The 19880-nt window shown below is 72.7% G+C and carries 18 protein-coding genes; 10 read left to right on the forward strand and 8 right to left on the reverse strand.

The genetic code is table 11. From position 1 onward, the window contains the following. The first annotated feature begins 1 nt into the window (after position 1). Positions 2 to 862: a dioxygenase family protein gene (locus tag JS521_RS13235; RefSeq protein ID WP_205083062.1), complete on the forward strand. Its 861-nt coding sequence runs from the start codon at positions 2 to 4 to the stop codon at positions 860 to 862. 93 nt (positions 863 to 955) lie between these two features. Here JS521_RS13235 and JS521_RS13240 read toward each other — a convergent pair whose 3' ends face one another. Next, complete coding sequence (locus JS521_RS13240; RefSeq protein WP_205083064.1) at positions 956 to 2650, reverse strand: bifunctional 3'-5' exonuclease/DNA polymerase; 1695 nt, start codon at positions 2648 to 2650, stop codon at positions 956 to 958. A 122-nt stretch (positions 2651 to 2772) separates the two neighbouring features. Between JS521_RS13240 and JS521_RS13245 the strand changes: the two genes are divergently transcribed. Together JS521_RS13245 and JS521_RS13250 are read left to right on the forward strand one after the other, a co-directional pair. Then, positions 2773 to 3945, forward strand: coding sequence for a DUF2786 domain-containing protein (locus JS521_RS13245; RefSeq protein ID WP_205083066.1), 1173 nt, complete (start codon positions 2773 to 2775; stop codon positions 3943 to 3945). Between the two features lie 49 nt (positions 3946 to 3994). Continuing rightward, the gene (locus JS521_RS13250) at positions 3995 to 6121 is read left to right on the forward strand and encodes an FUSC family protein (RefSeq protein WP_205083067.1); all 2127 of its coding nucleotides are present in this window, start codon (positions 3995 to 3997) and stop codon (positions 6119 to 6121) included. 46 nt (positions 6122 to 6167) lie between these two features. On the opposite strand, the gene JS521_RS13255 is transcribed toward JS521_RS13250, so the two are convergent. After that, entirely contained in the window at positions 6168 to 6680 is a 513-nt protein-coding gene (locus tag JS521_RS13255) for a hypothetical protein (RefSeq protein ID WP_205083069.1), read from the reverse strand. A 220-nt stretch (positions 6681 to 6900) separates the two neighbouring features. Between JS521_RS13255 and JS521_RS13260 the strand changes: the two genes are divergently transcribed. After that, positions 6901 to 7143: a DUF397 domain-containing protein gene (locus JS521_RS13260; RefSeq protein WP_003968242.1), complete on the forward strand. Its 243-nt coding sequence runs from the start codon at positions 6901 to 6903 to the stop codon at positions 7141 to 7143. A gap of 47 nt (positions 7144 to 7190) precedes the next feature. On the opposite strand, the gene JS521_RS13265 is transcribed toward JS521_RS13260, so the two are convergent. Beyond that, positions 7191 to 7688 (reverse strand): ATP-binding protein, encoded by a 498-nt coding sequence (locus JS521_RS13265; RefSeq protein ID WP_205083070.1) that lies wholly within the window; start codon positions 7686 to 7688, stop codon positions 7191 to 7193. A 357-nt stretch (positions 7689 to 8045) separates the two neighbouring features. Here JS521_RS13265 and JS521_RS13270 point away from each other — a divergent pair, with 357 nt between their 5' ends. Both JS521_RS13270 and JS521_RS13275 read left to right on the forward strand, forming a co-directional pair. Next, on the forward strand, positions 8046 to 8909 hold the full coding sequence (locus JS521_RS13270; RefSeq protein ID WP_205083072.1) for a Sco1979 family transcriptional regulator: 864 nt from the start codon (positions 8046 to 8048) through the stop codon (positions 8907 to 8909). Between the two features lie 58 nt (positions 8910 to 8967). Beyond that, positions 8968 to 10425 (forward strand): aldehyde dehydrogenase family protein, encoded by a 1458-nt coding sequence (locus JS521_RS13275; protein WP_205083073.1) that lies wholly within the window; start codon positions 8968 to 8970, stop codon positions 10423 to 10425. A 20-nt stretch (positions 10426 to 10445) separates the two neighbouring features. On the opposite strand, the gene JS521_RS13280 is transcribed toward JS521_RS13275, so the two are convergent. Further along, positions 10446 to 11447, reverse strand: coding sequence for a GlxA family transcriptional regulator (locus JS521_RS13280; protein ID WP_239487223.1), 1002 nt, complete (start codon positions 11445 to 11447; stop codon positions 10446 to 10448). Between the two features lie 64 nt (positions 11448 to 11511). Here JS521_RS13280 and JS521_RS13285 point away from each other — a divergent pair, with 64 nt between their 5' ends. The 4 genes from JS521_RS13285 (at position 11512) to JS521_RS13300 (ending at position 15421) form a co-directional block, all read left to right on the forward strand. Next, positions 11512 to 12834 carry an MFS transporter gene (locus tag JS521_RS13285; RefSeq protein ID WP_205083076.1) on the forward strand — a complete coding sequence of 441 codons (1323 nt, stop codon included), beginning with the start codon at positions 11512 to 11514 and terminating at the stop codon, positions 12832 to 12834. A gap of 17 nt (positions 12835 to 12851) precedes the next feature. Next, entirely contained in the window at positions 12852 to 13493 is a 642-nt protein-coding gene (locus tag JS521_RS13290) for a PadR family transcriptional regulator (protein ID WP_205083077.1), read from the forward strand. A gap of 108 nt (positions 13494 to 13601) precedes the next feature. Continuing rightward, positions 13602 to 14567: an ATP-binding cassette domain-containing protein gene (locus JS521_RS13295; protein ID WP_307847863.1), complete on the forward strand. Its 966-nt coding sequence runs from the start codon at positions 13602 to 13604 to the stop codon at positions 14565 to 14567. Beyond that, positions 14564 to 15421, forward strand: coding sequence for an ABC transporter permease (locus tag JS521_RS13300; RefSeq protein ID WP_205083078.1), 858 nt, complete (start codon positions 14564 to 14566; stop codon positions 15419 to 15421). Before JS521_RS13295 ends, JS521_RS13300 begins: the two co-directional genes overlap by 4 nt. Before the next feature lie 22 nt (positions 15422 to 15443). Here the strand turns inward: JS521_RS13300 and JS521_RS13305 are convergent, their stop codons facing one another. From JS521_RS13305 to JS521_RS13320, 4 genes are all read right to left on the reverse strand, one after another. Then, positions 15444 to 16259, reverse strand: a complete 816-nt coding sequence (locus tag JS521_RS13305) for a hypothetical protein (RefSeq protein ID WP_205083079.1) — start codon at positions 16257 to 16259, stop codon at positions 15444 to 15446. Between the two features lie 72 nt (positions 16260 to 16331). Further along, the gene (gene gad, locus JS521_RS13310) at positions 16332 to 17759 is read right to left on the reverse strand and encodes a glutamate decarboxylase (RefSeq protein ID WP_205083080.1); all 1428 of its coding nucleotides are present in this window, start codon (positions 17757 to 17759) and stop codon (positions 16332 to 16334) included. 55 nt (positions 17760 to 17814) lie between these two features. Next, positions 17815 to 18438, reverse strand: coding sequence for an NAD(P)H:quinone oxidoreductase (wrbA, locus tag JS521_RS13315; RefSeq protein ID WP_205083081.1), 624 nt, complete (start codon positions 18436 to 18438; stop codon positions 17815 to 17817). A 182-nt stretch (positions 18439 to 18620) separates the two neighbouring features. Beyond that, positions 18621 to 19880, reverse strand: a 1260-nt coding sequence (locus JS521_RS13320; RefSeq protein WP_239487224.1) for an ion channel protein, incomplete at its 5' end; no start/stop codon positions are given.

Genomic DNA, 19880 nt, shown 5'->3' on the forward strand with positions numbered 1-19880 from the left:
AATGGACAGCCCAACCCCCCACGACCCGGACGGCTTCGACGAGACGCCGGGGGACCGGCGGCGCATCAGCCGCAAAGGTCTCCTGAAGGCCGCGCTCGTCGCGAGCGCCGCACCGCTGCTCGCCGGAGGAGGCGTCGCGCTCGCCCGCGTCGCCGCCTCCGCCGGGAACGGGCCCCTGGCCCCCACCCCGGAGTGCGACGACGGCGACGACACGACACCGCCGCAGATGGAGGGCCCGTACTTCAAGCCCAACTCCCCGCGCCGCACCAGCCTGGTGACCCCGGGCACCCCCGGCGTACCGCTCACCGTGAGCGGTTACGTCTTCGGCCGGGCCTGCCGGCCCGTCGCCGGGGCCCTGCTCGACTTCTGGCAGGCGGACACCAACGGGTCGTACGACATGGCCAGGTTCGCCTTCCGGGGACACCAACTCACGGGAGCCGACGGGTCGTTCAGCCTCACCACCGTGGTGCCGGGTCTCTATCCGGGCCGTACGCGCCACCTCCACGTGAAGGCGCAGGCGCCCGGCGGCCGCATCCTCACCACCCAGCTCTACTTCCCGAACGAGCCGCGCAACAACACCGACGCCCTGTTCGACCCCGAGCTGCTGATGAACGTCCGCAACGTCGGGAACGGGCGTCAGGGCACCTTCGACTTCGTCCTGGACGTCGCCCAGACGCCCAAGCCGACCGATCCGCCGACCTCTCCGCCCACCGAGCCGGGGACCACCTGGGCCTCCGGCACCTCCTACCGCGCGGGTGACCGCGTGACCTACGGCGGGGTCGCCTACCGCTGTCTGCAGGCGCACCAGGCCGTCTCCGGCTGGGAGCCGCCGCACGTCCCCGCGTTGTGGGAACGCGGGTAGACGACGGGAACAGCGAGCGCGTACCACCGCCCGCGCCCCGTTCACGCCGTCCGGCGCGTGAGGGGGGCGCTTCCCGTCGCCCTGTCCGGACGGTCACTTCGCGTCCGCGTACCGCTCCACCACCGCCACCGTGAAGGGGAAGCGCACCGGCGTCTCCCCGAAGGCGGTCCGCCCGGCCAGCTCGCCCGCAGCGCGGATCGCCTCGGTGACGGCGGCGCTCTCCTCGGCCGGACAGTGCACGATCACCTCGTCGTGCTGGAAGAACACCAGCCGCGCCCGCAGCCCCTGCTCGAAGAGCGTCCGGCGCAGCCCGGCCAGGAGCAGCAGCGCCCAGTCGGCGGCGCTGCCCTGCACCACGAAGTTTCGGGTGAAGCGCCCCCGGGCCCGTGCCGCACCGCCACCGGACCCGCCCCCGGGGTCCCCGGCGTCTCCGGCGCCCTCCGGGTCCTCCTGGGGGATGCCCGCCTCCTCGTCCTGGCCCGCCGAGACGACCGGCGGGCTGGTGCGGCCCAGCCAGGTCCGCACCACGCGGCCCTCCTCGCCCGCCCGCGCCGCGTCGTCCACGTAGGCGACGGCCAGCGGGAAGCGGCGGCGCAGCGCGGCCAGGTTCTTCAGCCCGTCCCCGGAGGTCTGGCCGTAGACCGCGCCGAGCAGCGCCAGCTTGGCGTGCTCGCGGTCGCCGGAGAACGCCCGGTCGGACAGGGCCTTGTAGAGGTCGCCGTCATGACCGGCCACCTCCATCAGGCCCCGGTCGCGGGAGATCGCCGCCAGCACCCGGGGCTCCATCTGGTCGGCGTCCGCGACGACGAGCCGCCACCCCGGATCGGCGATCACGGCCTGCCGTATCACCTTGGGGATCTGGAGGGCCCCGCCGCCGTTGGTCGTCCAGCGGCCGCTGACCGTGCCGCCCGGCTGGTACTCCGGGCGGAAGCGGCCCTCGCGCACCCAGTCCTGGAGCCAGGACCAGCCGTGCGCGGTCCAGATCCGGTACAGCTTCTTGTACGCGATCAGGGGCTCGACCGCCGGATGGTCCACCTCCTCCAGCTCCCACCGCCGGGTCGACTTCACCGGCATCCCCGCCTGCGCGAACGCCTTCACCACATCGGCGGGGAGGTCGGGGCGGACCCGTCTGCCGAACGCGGCCGACACCTCGTCCGCCAGCTCGGCGAGTCTGCGGGGCTCGCCGCCGCCCGCGTACCGCTCGCCCAGCAGCCCGTTCAGCAGGTCCCGGTGGACGTCGGCGCGCCAGGGCAGCCCGGCCCGGTGCATCTCGGCGGCCACGAGCATCCCCGCCGACTCCGACGCGGTCAGCAGCCGCATCCGGTCGGGGTGCTCCGCCGCGTCGTGGCGGCGCAGCTGGTCCGCGTAGACCCGCAGGAGGCCCTCGAACGGCACGCCGGTCCCCGACGACGGCTCGAAGAGGGAGGACTGCGCCCCCGGCTCGGCGGACCGGGCGGGCGGGTCCGGCGGCACCGGCGCGTTGTCGAGGCGGGCCAGCGCGGCGGCGGCCGACCGGGGCTCGCCGAGGCGCCCGGCGTGCCCGAGCAGCAGCAGCTCGGCGCACTCGATGTCGTAACACCGCTCGACCCGGACCCCGGCGGCGAGCAGCCGGGGGTAGACCTCGGCGGTCGAGCGCCACACCCAGCGCACCACGTCGGGGCGGGAGCGGACCGCCTCGACGAGGTCGGGCTCGGCGAGGACCGGCCCCGCGGGCGTGCCGTCCCGCGCGAGCGGCGCGAGCAGCGCCCCGCCCCCGTCCACGGCCGCCACCGCCCACCGTTCGGTCATGGGTGCGAGTCTGGCACCCACCACTGACAACGCCCGGGAGCCGTCCCGCGACCGGACCCGCCGCCCGGAAGCGGTCCGCCCGGAAGCGGTCCGCCGGAAGTGCTCCGCCTACCCTTGGCCGGATGGAATCCGTGATCGACCGGGCGTGCGCGGCGGCCCTCTACGCGGAGGGCGACGCCGCCCTGGACACCGGCGCGTCCCTGCTCGCCGCCGCCCCGGACGCCGACGCGGAGGCGCACCTGCGCGGCGAGGAGTTCGTGCGCCGGGCGTGGGACCGGGGCTGGCACCCCGCCGACCTGGTCCGGTTCGTCCGCCGCGAGCTGGACGAGCGGAGGGCGGCGCTGGCCGCGACCCTGATCGCCGCCGAGACCGCCCGGTACGCGGAGCTGCCGCCCCGCTGGCTCCAGCAGCTCGCCGAGCTTCCGCCGCCCCTGCCCCGCAACCGCCCCGACCGGTTCAGTTACGCCGCCGATCTCCTTGAGCTCTACCGGGTGCTGCTGCGGCTGCCCGCCATCGAGCCCGTGGGCCCGCCGCCCGGCGCGGCCGCCGACCACCTGCACCGGCCGCCCGCCGCCGACGAGCCCCGGATGCTCACCCGGATCCGGGCGCTGCTGGCGAAGGCGGAGGCGACCGGCTTCCCGGAGGAGGCCGAGGCGCTGACCACCAAGGCGCAGGAGCTGATGGCCCGGCACACCATCGACGAGGCCCTCCTCGCCGCCCGGACGCACAGCAGCGAGACGCCGGGGGCCTGCCGGATCGGGGTGGAGCCCCCGTACGAGAGCGCCAAGGCGATCCTGCTGGACGCCGTCGCCTCCGCGAACCGCTGCCGGGCCGTGTGGAACGAAGACCTCGGCTTCTCCACGGTCGTCGGCTTCGAGGCGGACCTGGAGGCCGTCGAGCTGCTGTTCACCTCGCTGCTCGTCCAGGGGACGGCCGCGATGACCCGGGCGGAGGCCGGCCAGCGCGCCGGAGGCCGTAAACGGACCAAGACCTTCCGGCAGGCGTTCCTGATGGGGTACGCCCAGCGCCTCGGCCGCCGGCTGTCCGCCGACGCCGAGCGGGTCACGGCGGCGGCCGAATCCGACACCGGACAGGGCGGCGGCGGGCTGCTCCCCGTCCTCGCCGCCCGGGACGTCGCGGTCGCCGACACCGCCGAGCGGATGTTCCCGAGGACCACGACCACCCGGCTCCGCGGCGTGTCCGACCTGGCCGGCTGGACGCACGGCACCGAGGCAGCTGACCGGGCCCGCATGGGCGGGGCGTCCCCCCGACCCGACGGAGAAATCACGTCATAAGCGAGTAATAAGTCGAGCTTGTCCGAGATTGCACGGTTAGGCTCGGCCCATGAGCTGGCTCCGGGCGCTGAAGGAGACCGCCCGCTCGGGGCTGGAGATCGAGCGGCAGAGGCTGGAACCCCTCATCGCCTTTCGCGGTGCGGCCGGCCTCGCCCTCGTCATCGGCACCAGCCTCGTGCTGTTCGGGCCGGAGATCGCGGCGAGCTCCGCGTTCGGCGCGTTCCAGGCGGCCATCGCCACCTTCCAGCGCAGTTGGCGCCCGCGCCCCGTCCTCGCCCTGGTCTCCGGCGCCAGCCTCGCCGTCTCGACCTTCGTCGGCTACGTCAGCGGCGCGCACGTCGTCCTCTTCCTCTGCCTGCTCGGCCTCTGGACCTTCCTCGCCGGGCTCGCCTGGGCGGCCGGTCCCACGGGCGGGATCATCGCCTCGTCCAACGTCGCGATCATGCTGGTGACGATCACCCTGCCCACCTCGGTCGTGGACGCCGCCGCCCACGCGGGGATGATCGCCGTCGGCGGCCTCGTGCAGGCGGCGCTCATCGTCCTCTTCCCGGTCCGCAGATGGGGCGCCCAGCGCGACGCGCTCGCCGACGCCCTCGCCGCCGAGGCCGACTACGCCCGCCGGCTGCGCCACGACCCGGTCGCCCCCTTCGACCCATTGCCCCTGATGACCGCCCGCAGCGCCGCCGCCGTCACCCCGCGCGAGGCCCGCCGCCGCCCCGCCGAACTGCACGGGGCGCGGGGCGTGGCCGAGCGGCTGCGCCCGGTGCTGGCCTCGCTGGCGGACCCGGCGATGGGCGTGCCCGGCGACGGCCTGGAGCGGCTCTGGGTGAACGAGCTGCTCGGCGCGGCCGGCTCGGTCCTGGACGCCGCCGCGCGGGCCGTCCGGCACGGCGAGCCCGTCCACCTCTCCGCCACCGACCTGGGCGTCCTGAAGACCCCCGACAACGACGTGATCCTCGTCGGCCCCGCCCGCCGCGCCGCCGACCGGCTCTCCGCCCTGCTCGACGACGTCCTGGAGATCGCGGAGGGCACCGGGACCGACAGCGGGGTGCCGTCCGACCTCGCCCCGGACACCCGGCAGCGGCCCACGCTCCTGCAACTGGTCCCGGTGGTGCTGGCCGCGATGCGCCGCGAGCTGCACCACGGCTCGCCGATCATGCGCCACGCGATCCGGGTCGCGGTGGTCGCCGTCTCCGGGTACTTCGTGGGCGAGGCCGTCCCGCTCGGCCACGGCTACTGGGCGCCGATGACCGCCGTCATGGTGATGCGGCCGGAGTTCTCGCAGACGTACGCCCGTGCCGCGGGACGTTTCGGCGGCACCCTGGTCGGCGTCGGGCTCGCCACCGCGATCGTGCAGACCGCCCACCCCGACGCCCGGCTCTCCGCGCTCCTGGCGGTGGTCTGCGCCGGGCTGATGTACCTGCTGATGCGGACCGGCTACGCGGTCGGCCAGGTCTGCGTCGCCGCGTACGTCGTCTTCCTGCTCGGCATGGCCGGCGACGACTGGTCCCAGACCGTCACCGAACGCATCGTGCTGACGCTGGTCGGCGGGCTCCTCGCGATGATCTCGTACGCCGTCTACCCGGCCTGGGAGACCCCGAGGCTGCGCAACCGGCTGGCCGAGTGGCTGGTGGCGGACGGGCGGTACGCGGCCACGGTCGTCGACCGGTACGCCGACCCCACCGCCCGCGACAACGAGGACGTCCGGGACGCGCTGATCGCCACCCGGGAGGCCCGTGTGGCGTGGCAGGAGGCGCTGGCGACCGCCCAGCACGAACCCGTACGCCACCGGGGCATCTCCCGGGCCGCCGCCACCGACGCCCAGCACGCGCTGGCCCAGCTCGGCCGGTCCGCGATGGTCCTGGAGGCCCATCTGCCCGCCCGGTCGGCCGACCCGGTGCCCGGCGCCGCCCAGTTGGCCGAGGCGCTGCGCCGGGCCACCGAGAAGGGCGCCAAGGCGGTACGGGAGCGGCGGCTGCCCGACTGGCAGCCGGTGGTGGACGCGGTGGCCCACTGGGACATGCCCACACCGACGGACGACGGCACGACACCGGTCGGCGACCCGGTGGTGCGCCGGGGTGCGGCGCTGCTCCTGGACGCGCTGGAGGAGTTCACCCGCGCCCTGGACGAGCGCGGCGGCTCCACCCGCGTCAGCAGCACCCTCGCCGAGGGCTGAAGTCTCCGAGCCGAGAGCTGAACGCCCCCGACGTCCCGGGCCTGCCTTACGGGGCGGGCAGGTCCGGGAGGTCGGGCATGTCGGGGAGCGAGGGCATGCCGCTCGGCAGCTTGCCCGCCTCCGCCTTGGCGAGGGTGTCCTTGGCCCCGCCGTCCCAGGAGACGACCAGCTTCGAGCCGTCGACGGAGTCGATCGCGCCCATCGTGCGGTCGGTGCCGCCGTCGGTGCACTTCAGCGCCAGCATCGGTTCGCCGCCCATGTCCTTCACCTCGCCCTGGCACACGGACTGGTCGGCGACGAGGGCGACCTGGCGGGCGGCGATGGAGACGGTGACGTTCTTGCCGTCCGTCAGCCCCACCCAGGTGCCCTCCAGTGCGGCGGCGTCGACGTCCCCGCCCCCGGCGGACTCCCCGGAGTCCTCGCCGCCGCCGGGCGTCGCGCTCGCCGAGGCGTCCGTGCCGGAGCCCTTGTCCGCGTCGTCGCTGCCGCAGGCGGTCAGCGCGAACGACGCGGCCAGAGCGGCGACCGCGAAGGCGCCGGTGCGTAGAGACCTGGTCACGTGGAGTTCCCCCTTGCTGTTTTCCGGTCGAAAGACCGCGCCACGTTACCAAGGTCCGCAACGATCAACTCCGGTAAGCGGGAGCGAAATAGGCGCCCCGTTCGTCTTGTAATCAAAGGAACACCCCGCGTGCACGTGCATCTGCTCATGCATTGGCATATGAACAGAGCTATGATCCGAGCTAGTTGACACTTGCACCTTGCAACTCGGGGAGCGTCCTGTGCACCACGTGTACAACGGCATGGCGGCCACAGAGCTTCGCGGAGTCGTCTGGCAGAAGAGCAGGCACAGCAACTCCCAGGGATCCTGCGTGGAGTTCGCGCGGCTGCCCGGAGGGAATGTGGCGATGCGGAACTCCCGTCACCCCGACGGGCCCGCCCTCGTCTATACGCCCGCGGAGATCGAGGCGTTGCTGCTGGGCGTCAAGGACGGCGAGTTCGACCATCTCGCGGCCGGCGCCTGACGCCGGGCCCGGCCCACGAAGGACCGGACCGGGGCTCTTCGTGAGCCCTACTTCCCCTTTTCCGGCAGCCGGAAAAGGGCCCAGACGACCTTGCCGTACAGCGGCCCGGAAGGCAGTTCTCCGAGCGGCGCGGGAGAGGGGTGCCAGCCCCAGCTGTCACTGACGCATTCCACCAGGAACAGCCCCCGGCCCGATTCGGCGGAATCCGCCGCCTCGCCCGCCACCGGGCTCTCCCGGCTGGGATCGCGCACCGCGCACACCAGCCGCGAGGTCCACCGCATCAGATGCAGGCGCACCGGCGGGTCCTGGAACTCCCGGGGCGGGTCACCGGGCAGCGCGTGGCGCAGGGCGTTGGTGACGAGTTCGGACACCACCAGGGCGACATCGTCGAACCGGTCTCCCAGCTCCCACCGCTCCAGCGTGGTCCGGGTGAACTTCCGTGCGCCGCCGACCGCTTCGTAACGCGCGGGCAGAGCGCAGGAAGCCGATCCGGCAACCCCTGAGGGGTCGGTGGGGGGAAGCCCCTGCCGTAACGGCTCGAGCATCGTCGATCCATTCGTCCCCATACGAGGCACTCCCGGGATTCGCGGCTGTAGCGGCACTGCCTGTAGCGGTACTGCGGGGGGTACAGCGGCACAACACGAGCACGCAGGTGCGCGGGGACCATGGTTCCGAATGCGCACAGCAGATGCAAGGGCAGATGCACGTGCACGCGCCGGACCTGCCCGATACCGTGGTGGTTACGGGGCATTTCTTCCCGGGGTCAGTTTCGGAGCTTTCCGGACGTCTTCCCATTTCCGTAATCGAATGAGTACGGGCTGAAGCGTTTTGGTGGCAGAATCCGGCACTCCGGGGTTCGGGGGGCCCCGGTGCCAGGGAAGGCGATGGGGAGGGTCGGGCCAGTGTCGGCAGGCGAGTCGAGTGGATCGGTGGTGCGGCGCATCCTCCTGGGCTCTCAGCTCAGGAGACTGCGGGAGTCGCGCGGAATCACCCGTGAGGCGGCCGGCTACTCGATCCGGGCCTCCGAATCGAAGATCAGCCGCATGGAGTTGGGACGGGTGAGCTTCAAGGCCAGGGACGTCGAGGATCTGCTCACGCTCTACGGAGTGGCCGACGAGGCGGAGCGGGACTCCCTTCTCGGTCTGGCCCGCGAGGCCAACGTGGCGGGCTGGTGGCACAGTTACGGTGACGTGCTGCCCGGCTGGTTCCAGACGTACATCGGCCTGGAGGGCGCCGCCTCCCTCATCCGCATCTACGAAGTCCAGTTCGTGCACGGGCTGTTGCAGACCGAGGCGTACGCCCACGCCGTCGTCTCGCGCGGAATGCGCGGCGCCTCGCCCGCCGAGATCGACCGCCGCGTCGCCCTGCGCCTGGAGCGCCAGAAGGCCCTCGTGTCCGAGCGCGCCCCGGCGTTCCACGCCGTGCTCGACGAGGCGGCGCTCCGCCGCCCGTACGGCGAACGCGAGGTCATGCGCGCCCAATTGCGGCATCTGATCGATATGTCGGAGCAGCCCAACATCACGCTCCAGGTCATGCCCTTCGGTCACGGCGGCCATGCGGGCGAGAGCGGCGCATTCACCATGCTGCGTTTCCCGGAATCCGATCTGTCGGACATCGTCTATTTGGAGCAGCTGACGAGCGCGCTCTATCTGGACAAGCCCGAAGAAGTCGCGCAGTACGAAAAGGCGATGGCGGCTCTCGCTCAGGAGAGTCCGGCGCCGGAGGAGAGCCGGGATCTTCTGCGCGGTCTACTCCAACTGACGTAAATTCTCGTTACGATGACGTCGCATCAGGAGTCTGCGAACGCCTGCAGTAAGGGATTGCATGTCCTTCTTCCATGAACTGGCCCACCAGTACATCGACGGCGAGTGGCTGACCGGCAGCGGCTCGTGGGACATCATCGATTTCAATCCCTACAACGGTGAGAAACTCGCCGCCGTCACCGTGGCCACCGCGCTGGAGGTCGACCGGGCCTACCGGGCCGCCGAGCGGGCGCAGCAGGAGTGGGCCGCGATCAACCCCTACGAGCGGCGCGCCGTCCTCGAACGCGCGCTCCGCGTCACCGGCGAGCGTGCCGAGGAGATCGCCGAAGCGATCACCGACGAACTGGGCGGCACCCGGGAGCGGGCGCGGTACGAGATCGGCAGCGCCACCGAGTTCCTGCGGGAGGCGGTCCGTCAGGCGCTGCGGCCCACCGGGCGGCTGCTGCCCGCCGTGGGGGACGGCCGGGAGAACCGGCTCTACCGGCTGCCGGTCGGCGTCGTCGGGGTCATCAGCGCCTTCAACTTCCCCTTCCTGGTGACGATGAAGTCCGTCGCGCCCGCCCTCGCGCTCGGCAACGCGGTCGTCGTGAAGCCCCATCAGAACGCCCCGGTCGTCGGCGGCGGTCTGATAGCGAAGATATTCGAGGACGCGGGGCTGCCCGCCGGGCTGCTCAACGTCGTCATCACCGACAGCGCCGAGATCGGCGACGCGTTCATCGAGCACCCCGTGCCCAAGGTCATCTCGTTCACCGGCTCCGACCGGGTCGGCCGGCACATCGCCGCCACCGCGGCCGGCGCCTTCAAGCGGACCGTCCTCGAACTGAGTGGCAACAGCGCCCTGGTGGTGCTGGAGGACGCCGATCTCGACCACGCGGTCCGGGCGGCCGTCTTCAGCCGCTTCCTGCACCAGGGGCAGGTCAGCATGGCGGCCAACCGGATCCTGGTGGACCGGTCGGTGGCCGCCGAGTTCACCGAGCGGTTCACCGCCGAGGTGGCCGCCCTCCCGGCCGGCGACCCGCGGGATCCGGAGACCCGGATCGGTCCGGTCATCAACGCCTTCCAGGCCGACGCGCTGGACGCCCTCGTCGAGCGGGCGGTCGCGGACGGCGCGACGGCCCTCGTCCGGGGCCGGACCGTCGGCAACGTCGTCGGCCCGACCGTCCTCACCGGCCTCGCGGAGGACTCCCCGCTGCTCCATCAGGAGATCCTCGGCCCGGTGGCCCTGCTGATGACGTTCGACGGCGAGGAGGAGGCCGTACGGATCGTCAACGAGGGCCCTTACGGCCTCAGCGGCGCGGTCCACACCCGGGACGCGGAGCGCGGCGTGAAGTTCGCGCAGCGCATCGTCAGCGGGATGTTCCACGTCAACGACTCCACCGTGCAGGACGATCCGCTGGTCGCGTTCGGCGGCGAGAAGACGTCCGGGGTGGGGCGGTTGAACGGCGAGGCGGTGGTGGAGGCCTTCACCACGCAGAAGTGGATGTCGATCCAGCACGGGCGCACGGTCTTCCCGTTCTGACGGCCGCCCCCCGCCTCGCCTCAGCTCCCCGGCCCCCGGAACGTGGTCCGGTAGGCGCTCGGCGAGACACCCAGCGCCGTATGGAAGTGCCGGCGCAGATTGGCCGCCGTGCCGAGCCCGGCGCGGGCCGCCACCTGCTCCACGGGCGTGTCCGACTCCTCCAGCAACTCCCGTGCCAGCTCGATGCGCTGCCGGGTCAGCCAGTCCATGGGCGTCAGGCCGACCTCCTCCCGGAACCGCCGGGTGAAGTGCCGTACGCTCATCGACTCCCGGGCCGCCAACTGCTCCAGCGTGATGGGGTCCTGGAGCCGCCGCAACGCCCAGTCGCGGGCCGCCGAGGTCCCCGGGGCCGACCGCCCGGGCACCGGCCGCCGGATGTACTGCACCTGGCCGCCCTCGCGGTGCGGCGGCACGACCGTGCGCCGGGCCACGTCGTTGGCCACGGCCGTCCCGTGGTCGCGCCGGATCATGTGCAGGCACAGGTCGATCCCGGCGGCACACCCCGCCGAGGTCAGCACGGACCCCCCGTCCGTGTAGAGCACGTCCGGGTCCAGCTCGACGCGGGGGAAGAGCCGGGCGAACTGCTCCGTGTACCGCCAGTGCGTGGTGGCCGGGCGCCCGTCGAGGAGCCCGGCCGAGGCCAGCAGATACGCGCCGGTGCAGATCGAGGCCACCCGCACGCCGGGCCGGATCAGCGCGAGCGCCTCCGCCGCCGGGGCCGGGAGGTCGGGCGTCTCCTGGACGTAGTCCTCGTACGACGAGAGCACGATCACCGTGTCGGCCTCGGCCAGCGCCTCGGGCCCGTGCGCGACGGCCACCGTGAAGTCGCCGTCCGTCCGCACGTCACCGGGCGTCGGGGAGCAGGTGGCCACCTCGTACAGCGGCTCGCCGTCCGCCGACGCCCCCTGCCGCGCCTGGCCGAAGAGCTGGTGGACGATGCCCAGCTCGATGGGGAGCAGGACCTCGCGGGCGAGCACGGCGACGCGGTGTCGCCCGGGATGGGTGAAGACCGTCATGGCCATATCCTTGCGCACCTGGTCCATCGGGACACTCGTGAGGGCGCTCCCCGCTCGCCAGGCTGCTCGTATGGCTTCTCCGACCTCGACCTCGTACGAACCGTCGACGCGCCGCCCGCGCCGTATCCACCGCGCGTGGCTGACGGCCGCCGTCGCGGGCGCGGCCATCGTCACGGCGGGCGCGTTCACCACCGTGCCCGGCCTGCTGGTGACGCCCCTGCACGAGGAGTACGGCTGGGAGCGCGGGCAGATCGCGCTCGCCGCCTCGGTGAACATGGTGCTCTTCGGTCTCACCGCCCCGTTCGCGGCGGCGCTGATGGACCGGATCGGGGCCCGCCGGGTGGTCATGGGCGCCCTGCTGCTGGTCGCGGCCGGGGCGCTGCTGACCGGGGTGATGACACGGCCGTGGCAGCTGGTCGCGTACTGGGGGGTGCTGATCGGCCTCGGCAGCGGCTGCCTGACCATGACGTTCGCCGCCGGGGTCACCGCCCGCTGGTTCGACCGGCGGCGCTCGCTGGTGACCGGGGCGCTCAGCTCCTCCAGCCACCTGGGCCAGCTGCTGTTCCTCCCCCTCCTCGCCTGGTCCGTCGACCGCCACGGCTGGCGTCCGCCGGTGGTGACGCTGGCGCTCGTGGCCCTGGCGGTGGCCGCCCCGGTCTTCCTGCTGCTGCGCGACCACCCGGCCGACGCGGGCGTAAAGCCTTACGGGGCGCGGGAGTTCGTCCCGAGGCCGCCGAAGGCTTCCGGAGCGGCGGCGCGCACCCTGAAGGTCCTCCTGCGGGCGGCGCGCACCGGCCCGTTCTGGCTGCTGGCCGGGGCGTTCGCGCTCTGCGGGGCGTCCACCAACGGCATCATGTGGTCCAACTGGGCCCCCGCCGCGCACGATCACGGCATGCGGGCCACGGCGGCGGCCTCGCTGCTCTCCCTGATCGGGATCTTCTCCGCCCTCGGCGCGCTGCTGGCCGGCTGGCTGACCGACCGGTTCGACCCGCGCCGCGTGCTGACCGTCTGCTTCGCCGTCCGCGCGCTGACCCTCCTCGCTCTGCCCCTGGTGTTCGCCTCCACGGTCACGGCCCCGATGCTGCTGTTCACGGCGGTCTACGGACTCGTCGACGTGGCGACCGTGCCGCCCGTCATCGAGCTGACCCGCCGCGTGTACGGGGAGGACGGCCCCATCGTCTTCGGCTGGTCGAACGCCGCCCACCAACTGGGCGCGGGAGCCTCGGCGTTCCTCGGCGCCACCGCGCGGGACGTGTTCGGCAGTTACGACGTGGTGTGGGCGGCGCTGGCGGCCGGATGCCTCGTCGCGGCGCTGCTGGCCCCGGCCGTACGAATGCGAGGTCACACCTGCCGCCCGGACGCAAGCCGGCGGGGCTACCCTAGTCAAAGTTGAATACGAAGAGGAGTGCCATGTCCGCGATCCGGCTGCTGGTCCTCGGCGCCGTGCGCATGCACGGCCGCGCGCACGGCTACCAGGTCCGCAACGACCTGGAGTACTGGGGCGCGCACGAGTGGTCCAACGCCAAGCCCGGGTCGATCTACCACGCCCTGAAGCAGATGGCGAAGCAGGGACTGCTCCGCGCGCACGAGACGGCCCCCTCCACGGTCGGCGGCCCGCCGCGCACCGAGTACGAGGTCACCGACGAGGGCCTGGAGGAGTACCGCACCCTCCTGCGGGACGCCATCCGCTCCTACGACCAGGACATGGACGTCCTCTCGGCGGCGGTCGGCTTCATCGTCGACCTGCCCCGCGAGGAGGCGGTCGCGCTGCTCAAGGAGCGGGTCGAGGCCATGAAGGGGTGGCGGGACGAGGTCACCGAGTACTACACGCCCGACGACGGCCCCGAATCCCTCGGCCACATCGGCGAGATCATGAACCTGTGGGTGCACTCGGCCGACGCCGGCGCGGAGTGGACCCGGGGCCTGATCGAGCGCATCGAGGGCGGCGCGTACACCTTCGCGGGCGAGGGCGACCCGTTCGTCGGGGTGCTCGCCGAGGGCGAGGAGAACCCCTACGCCACCGGTGTGCCCGACCCCGGGGACCACGACTAATCAAGTTTGACGAATGCCGGATCCGGGTTTACCTTCGACCTGCTAGTCAAGTTTGACTACAAGGTGGGAGCGCAAGGGGTGCGAAGGCGTGGAAGGGCGGCGGGGAGTGTGACCGAAGCGATCGTGATGGACGGCGTGCACAAGCGGTACGGGGAGAAGCGCGCCCTGGACGGACTGGACCTGGCCGTCGCGGGCGGCACCGTGCACGGAGTCCTCGGCCCCAACGGGGCGGGCAAGACCACCGCCGTACGGATCATGTCGACGCTGCTGCGCCACGACGCGGGCCGGGTCACCGTCTCCGGCCTCGACGTCCGCGAGCGGGCGGGCGAGGTGCGGCGCAGGATCGGGCTGCTCGGGCAGCACGCGGCGGTGGACGAACAGCTCGGCGGGCGGCAGAACCTGGAGATGTTCGGGCGGCTGTACCACCTGGGCGCACGCCGGGCGGGCAGCCGGGCGGACGAGCTGCTGGAACGGTTCGGCCTCGCGGACACCGGCCGCAAGGCGGTCAAGCAGTACAGCGGCGGCATGCGCAGGCGGCTCGACCTCGCCGCGTCGCTGATCACCGACCCGGACGTGCTGTTCCTGGACGAGCCGACGACCGGCCTCGACCCGCGCGGCCGGACCGAGGTGTGGGACGCGGTGCGGTCCCTGGTCGGCGGCGGCACCACCGTCCTGCTGACCACCCAGTATCTGGACGAGGCGGACCAGCTGGCCGACCGGATCTCCCTGATCGACCACGGCCGGGCGGTCGCCGAGGGCACCCCCGACGAGCTGAAGGCCCGCGTCGGCGGCGACCGGATCGACGTCGTCCTGCGCGACGCGGCCCGGCTGACGGAGGCAGCGGCCCTGATCGGCGGCGAGGGCCTGGCGCTCGACCCCGACCGGCGGCTGATCGGCGCGCCCGCCCCGGACCGGATGGCGGCCCTGACCCGGACGGTGCGGGTGCTGGCGGAGGCGGGCATCGAGGCGGAGGACATCGCGGTGCGCCGCCCGACCCTGGACGAGGTGTTCCTGTCCCTGACCGGGCGGCCCGCCGAGGAGCGGCGTTCGGAGAAGGCGGAGGTGGCGGCATGAGCGCGGCGACGACGACGGCGGTACCGGGTCCGGGCGGTGGCGAGCACGTGCCCGGACCCGGCGGGGTGTCCTCCCGGCTCGGCTGGGCGCTGGCCGACTCCTGGACGATGACCCGCCGCGAACTGGCGCACTGGGCCCGGCAGCCCGTGGCGGTCCTCGTCAACCTGGCGTTCCCGGTGATGCTGCTCCTGATGTTCACCTATCTGGTGGGCGGCGGCCGGGGCGTGGACGGCGACCCCACCGACTTCCTGGTCCCCGGGATGCTCGCGCTGACCATGGCCTTCGGCCTGGAGGCCACGATGCTCGCGGTCACCCAGGACCTCGGCAAGGGCGTCATCGACCGGTTCCGCTCGATGCCGATGGTCCCCGGTGCGGTGCTGGTCGGCCGCAGCGCTGCGGACATGCTCCAGTCGGTGGTCTCGCTCGCGGTGATGACCGGGGTGGGTTACGCGGTCGGCTGGCGCTGGCGGTCCGGGGCGGCGGCCGCGCTGGGGGCGGTGGGGCTGCTGCTCCTGCTGAGGTTCGCGATGCTCTGGGTCGGCATCCACCTGGCCATGGTCGCGGGCAAGCCGGAGATGGTCGCGGCGGTCCAGATCCTGGTCTGGCCGGTCGGCTTCCTCTCCAACGTGTTCGCCACCCCCGCGTCGATGCCGGGCTGGCTGGGCGCGGTGGTCGAGTGGAACCCCATGTCCGCGACCGCCACCGCCGTACGGGAGTTGTTCGGCAACCCGGGCGGCGCGACCGGCTCCTGGGCCGCCGAGCACGCCCAACTCCTCGCGGTGCTCTGGCCGGTTGCGCTCATCGCGGTGTTCTTCCCGCTGGCGGTACGGAAGTTCGCGGCGCTCAGCAGGTAGCGCCGGGCCGATGGCTCGCGCGTCAGGCGGTGCGGCCCGGATCGTGGATCGGGGAGTCGTGGACGTCGACGACCTCCCCGATCACCACGCCGGGTGCCGGCTTCGCCAAGTCCAGTCCGGAGAGGTGTTTTTTCAGGCGCTTCGCCATGGGGCGGAAGGTCGCGAGGGTGAGCCCACCGGAGACCACGGCTCCGACGACGGGAATTGCCTTCGAGACGGACTTCGCGAAAGTCTGCTTCGTCATCTGGACGCCGAGATAGGCCGCGACCTTCTTGACCACGGGGTAGACGACCCCCTGGGTGAGTGCCTTCTGCGGCAGCTTCCTGGCGACCTCGCGCGACATCATGGTCGCGACCTTCCCGACTGCGGTGTTCGCCGACTGGGTACCGAACATCACACCGACGAAGAGCGTGAGGACACTCCTGGTCGCGTCGTCGAGGCCGGCGTCCTCCGAGAACAGATCCGGCCAGCTGTAGAGATAGGCGAGCTTCTGGGCGACGCGCAGCACATGGCCGGTGTACTGCGCCAGGTCGGCGGGCACCGTGGCGGGAAGGGCGAGGATGCCCGGCATGCCCGCTGCCGCGGAGAAGGCGCTCACCTTGGCGGTCTCATAGGTGATGGACTCGTTGGCCACCCGGTCCAGGACCTCCAGGGGGATGCCGGCCGCCGCGGGGCTCAGCTCGATCGCCCTTTCGACCTCCACCTCGGTGCAGTGGCGGGCCAGAGCCCTGCGCAGATACGAGGCCCGGTCGATCCGAACGCCTGGAAGCCGCGTCGCGCTCCCGAGTATCGCGGAGAATCGCGACTCGGGGTTCCCCAGGTCTTTGCTCGTGGACATGGCAGGGAACCTACAGCAGGGCTGAGGCACCCTGCCCCGCTTTCGGCCGAGCTGTGGCAGGCCGGGTCCGCCTCAGTGGTGAAAGGCCGTCGGGGCCGACCGGTCATGGCTCAACGGATGCTTCTGCGACCGCAGTTCGGGCAGCAGCGACTTCAGGTCCTCGATCAGCAGCTCGGCCAGGTCGGAGGAGAACCCGTTGCGGCACACCACCCGCAGCACCGACAGGTCCTGCCGGTTGGCGGGGAAGGTGTACGCGGGCACCAGCCAGCCGCGCTCCCGCAGCCGGCGCGACACGTCGAACACGTCGTACGCGTGGACGTCGGCGGTCGTCGTGAACGCGAACACCGGCAACTCGTCGCCCCGGGTGAGCAATCGGAAGTCCCCGAGGTCCTCCACCGCACGCGCCAGTGAGCAGGCCACGTCCCGGGAGGCCTGCTGGACCGCCCGGTAACCGTCGTGCCCGAGGCGCAGGAACGTGTAGTACTGCGCGACCACCTGCGCCCCGGGCCGGGAGAAGTTCAGCGCGAACGTCGGCATGTCGCCGCCCAGGTAGTTGACCCGGAAGACCAGCTCCTCCGGCAGATCGTCCGCCGTACGCCACAGCGCCCAGCCGACCCCCGGGTAGACGAGGCCGTACTTGTGCCCCGAGGTGTTGATCGACGACACCCGCGGCAGCCGGAAGTCCCACACCAGCTCCGGGTCGAGGAAGGGCGCCACCATCGCGCCGGACGCCCCGTCCACATGGACCGGGATGTCGAGGCCGGTGCGCTCCTGGAGGGCGTCCAGGGCCGCGCAGAGGTCGGCGATCGGCTCGTAGGAGCCGTCGAAGGTGGAGCCGAGTACGCCGACGACCCCGATGGTGTTCTCGTCGCACAGCTCGGCGGCGGCCGCCGGGTCCAGGTGGAACCGCTCGCCCTCCATCGGGACGAGCCGTGCCTCCACCTCCCAGAAGTTGCAGAACTTCTCCCAGCAGACCTGCACGTTGACGCCCATCACCAGATTGGGCCGCGCCGTCGCCGGATAGCGGTCCGCGTTCCGCCGCGCCCAGCGCCGCTTCAGGGCGAGCCCCGCGAGCATGCACGCCTCGCTCGACCCGGTGGTCGAACACCCCACGGTCGACCGCGGATCGGGGGCGTTCCACAGGTCGGCGAGCATCGCCACACAGCGCCGCTCCAGCTCGGCGGTGCGCGGGTACTCGTCCTTGTCGATCATGTTCTTGTCCCGGCACTCGCCCATCAGGACGCCGGCCTGCGGCTCCATCCAGGTGGTGACGAACGTGGCCAGGTTGAGCCGGGAGTTGCCGTCGAGCATCAGCTCGTCATGGACCAGCCGGTACGCGGTGAGCGGCGGCAGCGGCCCGTCCGGCAGCCGGTGCCGGGGCGGCGCGGTGTTCATCGCGGCCGTCGGGTCCGCCTCGCCGAAGAACGGGTTCAGGGCGAGCCTGCGCCGCTCGTCGGAGGGTTCGTCCTGCTCCGGGTGGGCACCGCGGTGGAGCGGCATGGTGGGGGAGGCCCTTCTCTCGGACGGCGGGGTCGGTGCGCGTCGCTGTGCGGGGTCAGTTCTCGGCGGCCAGGCCCGCCTTGATGGCCCGGGTGAACTTCACGACCCGCTCGGCCTGCACGCGTGCGGCGGTCAGGGTCTGCTCGCCGACCGGGATGTCGCCCTGCCCGGCGACGTGGGAGGTGCCGTACGGGTTGCCGTCGACGAACTTCGTGGGGTCGGTGTACCCGGGGGTGACGAGGATCCCGCCGAAGTGGTGGATCGTGTTGTACAGCGCGAGCAGCGTGGACTCCTGGCCGCCGTGGGCGGTGGCGCTGGAGGTGAAGCCGCTGTAGACCTTGTCGGCGAGCTGCCCCGCCTGCCACATGCCGCCCAGCGTGTCGATGAACTGCTTGAGCTGGGCGGTGACGTTCCCGTACCGGGTCGGCGAACCGAAGATCACCGCGTCCGCCCACGCCATGTCGTCCGGCGAGACCTCGGGGATGTCCGCGGTCGCGCGGGCGTTCTCGGCCCAGGCGGGGTTGGAGTCGATGGCCGCCTGCGGGGCCAGCTCCGCCGCCCGCCGCAGCCGCACCTGCGCCCCGGCCCGCTCCGCGTCCTCGGCCATCGCCTTCGCGATCGTGGCGACGGTGCCGGTGGAGGAGTAGTAGACGACGGCGACGTTGACGGGCGTGGGCATGGGGAGACCTCCGTCGGAACTTTCAGGACAAAGTGGTGTGAAACCGCACGAAGGAGACGATACGGAGGTTCAGCGGGTCCGGCGCGCCGGACAGGGCCTTCTCCGTGACCGGGTACGCCGCCCGCTTGCCGCGGCGGATGCGTGCGCCGCCCGTCCACGCGGCCGGCGCGTACGTCGCCCGCTCACCGCAGCGCCTTCCCGTCCCCGTCCAGCTGCATCTGGGCCCGCCCGGTGACCAGCAGCCAGGCGGGCAGGGTGGCCGCGCACAGCAACGGCAGCACAGACGCGTCGCTGACCAGTACCGCCGCGGTGAACAGGCTCACCCACCCCTGCCGGGTGACGGCGAGCAGTACGCCCAGCACCGCACAGGACACCGCCAGCGACAGCGGTACCGCGTCGACCAGGGCGTGGGCGCAGAGCCCGAGCGACACCCCCGCGAAGACCGCCGGGAAGATCCGCCCGCCCCGGAATCCGCAGGACGCCGCGATCACCAGGGCGGCCATCTTCACCGCCGCCATCCCCGCGAACTCCCCGGCCGACCACCCGTCCGGATCCCCCGCGATCACCTTCACCTCGTCGAGCCCCTTGAACAGGGTGAGATGGCCGCCCAGCGCGCCGAGCAGCCCCAGTGCCAGCCCGCCCGCCGTCAGGGCGAGCACCGGATGCCGCAGCGCCGTGAAGACCCGGTGCGCCACCGGGAACGCGTACACCGCGAGCAGCCCGAGAAGCGCGCCCGCCGAGGCGATCAGCAGGGCGGAGAGCAGATCGCCCCAGTGCGGTCCGGTGTACGCGGGGAGGGACAGGTCGAAGCTGGGCTCCGCGATCAGCGACATGGTCAGCGCCCCCGCCGTGCCGGCCGCGAGCGGGGCGAACAGCCGGTCCCAGAACGCCCCGGGGCCCGGCTGCGAGGCCAGTACCTCGGAGAGGATCAGCGCGGCGGCCACCGGGGTGCCGAAGAGCGCCCCGACCGTCCCGGCCGCCGCGAGCGCCACCCACAGCTCGCCGGGCGCGCCGGGCGCGAACCGCCGGCCGAGCCAGAAGGCCAGCGCGATGTTGGCCGCGGTGATCGGGTTCTCCGGCCCGAGGCTCACCCCGCCCGCCAGCGCCAGTGCGGTCACCAGGAGCAGCCCGGGCACGATGCCGGGCCGCATCGGGGCGTCGACCAGTCCGGTGGTGGCCGGATCCGGCCCTCCGTGGCCGGGGACGGCCCGCAGGACGAGCCCCACCGCGAGGCCGGTCGCGGTGAGCATCACGACCATCCACACCGAGGAGAACCGCCCCACCCCGAGCGTGTCGGGCAGGGTCTCCCAGAGCACGTCCTGGAGCCGCTCGGCCAGCACGCTCACCCCGGGCAGGATCAGCGCGCAGACGACGCCGACGACGATCGCGGGCAGGACGAGCGGCAGAAGCCGCCGGGCCGGGGCGGCGGGAGGGTGCGGGGG

The sequence above is a fragment of the Streptomyces durocortorensis genome, assembly GCF_016901035.1.
Classification (GTDB): Bacteria; Actinomycetota; Actinomycetes; order Streptomycetales; family Streptomycetaceae; genus Streptomyces; species Streptomyces durocortorensis.

Coding starts and splice junctions, on each gene's coding strand:
- JS521_RS13235 (WP_205083062.1), top strand. CDS start 2: ATGGACAGCCCAACCCCCCACGACCCGGACGGCTTCGACGAGACGCCG.
- JS521_RS13240 (WP_205083064.1), bottom strand. CDS start 2,650: ATGACCGAACGGTGGGCGGTGGCGGCCGTGGACGGGGGCGGGGCGCTG.
- JS521_RS13245 (WP_205083066.1), top strand. CDS start 2,773: ATGGAATCCGTGATCGACCGGGCGTGCGCGGCGGCCCTCTACGCGGAG.
- JS521_RS13250 (WP_205083067.1), top strand. CDS start 3,995: ATGAGCTGGCTCCGGGCGCTGAAGGAGACCGCCCGCTCGGGGCTGGAG.
- JS521_RS13265 (WP_205083070.1), bottom strand. CDS start 7,688: ATGCTCGAGCCGTTACGGCAGGGGCTTCCCCCCACCGACCCCTCAGGG.
- JS521_RS13275 (WP_205083073.1), top strand. CDS start 8,968: ATGTCCTTCTTCCATGAACTGGCCCACCAGTACATCGACGGCGAGTGG.
- JS521_RS13280 (WP_239487223.1), bottom strand. CDS start 11,447: ATGGCCATGACGGTCTTCACCCATCCCGGGCGACACCGCGTCGCCGTG.
- JS521_RS13285 (WP_205083076.1), top strand. CDS start 11,512: ATGGCTTCTCCGACCTCGACCTCGTACGAACCGTCGACGCGCCGCCCG.
- JS521_RS13290 (WP_205083077.1), top strand. CDS start 12,852: ATGTCCGCGATCCGGCTGCTGGTCCTCGGCGCCGTGCGCATGCACGGC.
- JS521_RS13300 (WP_205083078.1), top strand. CDS start 14,564: ATGAGCGCGGCGACGACGACGGCGGTACCGGGTCCGGGCGGTGGCGAG.
- JS521_RS13305 (WP_205083079.1), bottom strand. CDS start 16,259: ATGTCCACGAGCAAAGACCTGGGGAACCCCGAGTCGCGATTCTCCGCG.
- gad (WP_205083080.1), bottom strand. CDS start 17,759: ATGCCGCTCCACCGCGGTGCCCACCCGGAGCAGGACGAACCCTCCGAC.
- wrbA (WP_205083081.1), bottom strand. CDS start 18,438: ATGCCCACGCCCGTCAACGTCGCCGTCGTCTACTACTCCTCCACCGGC.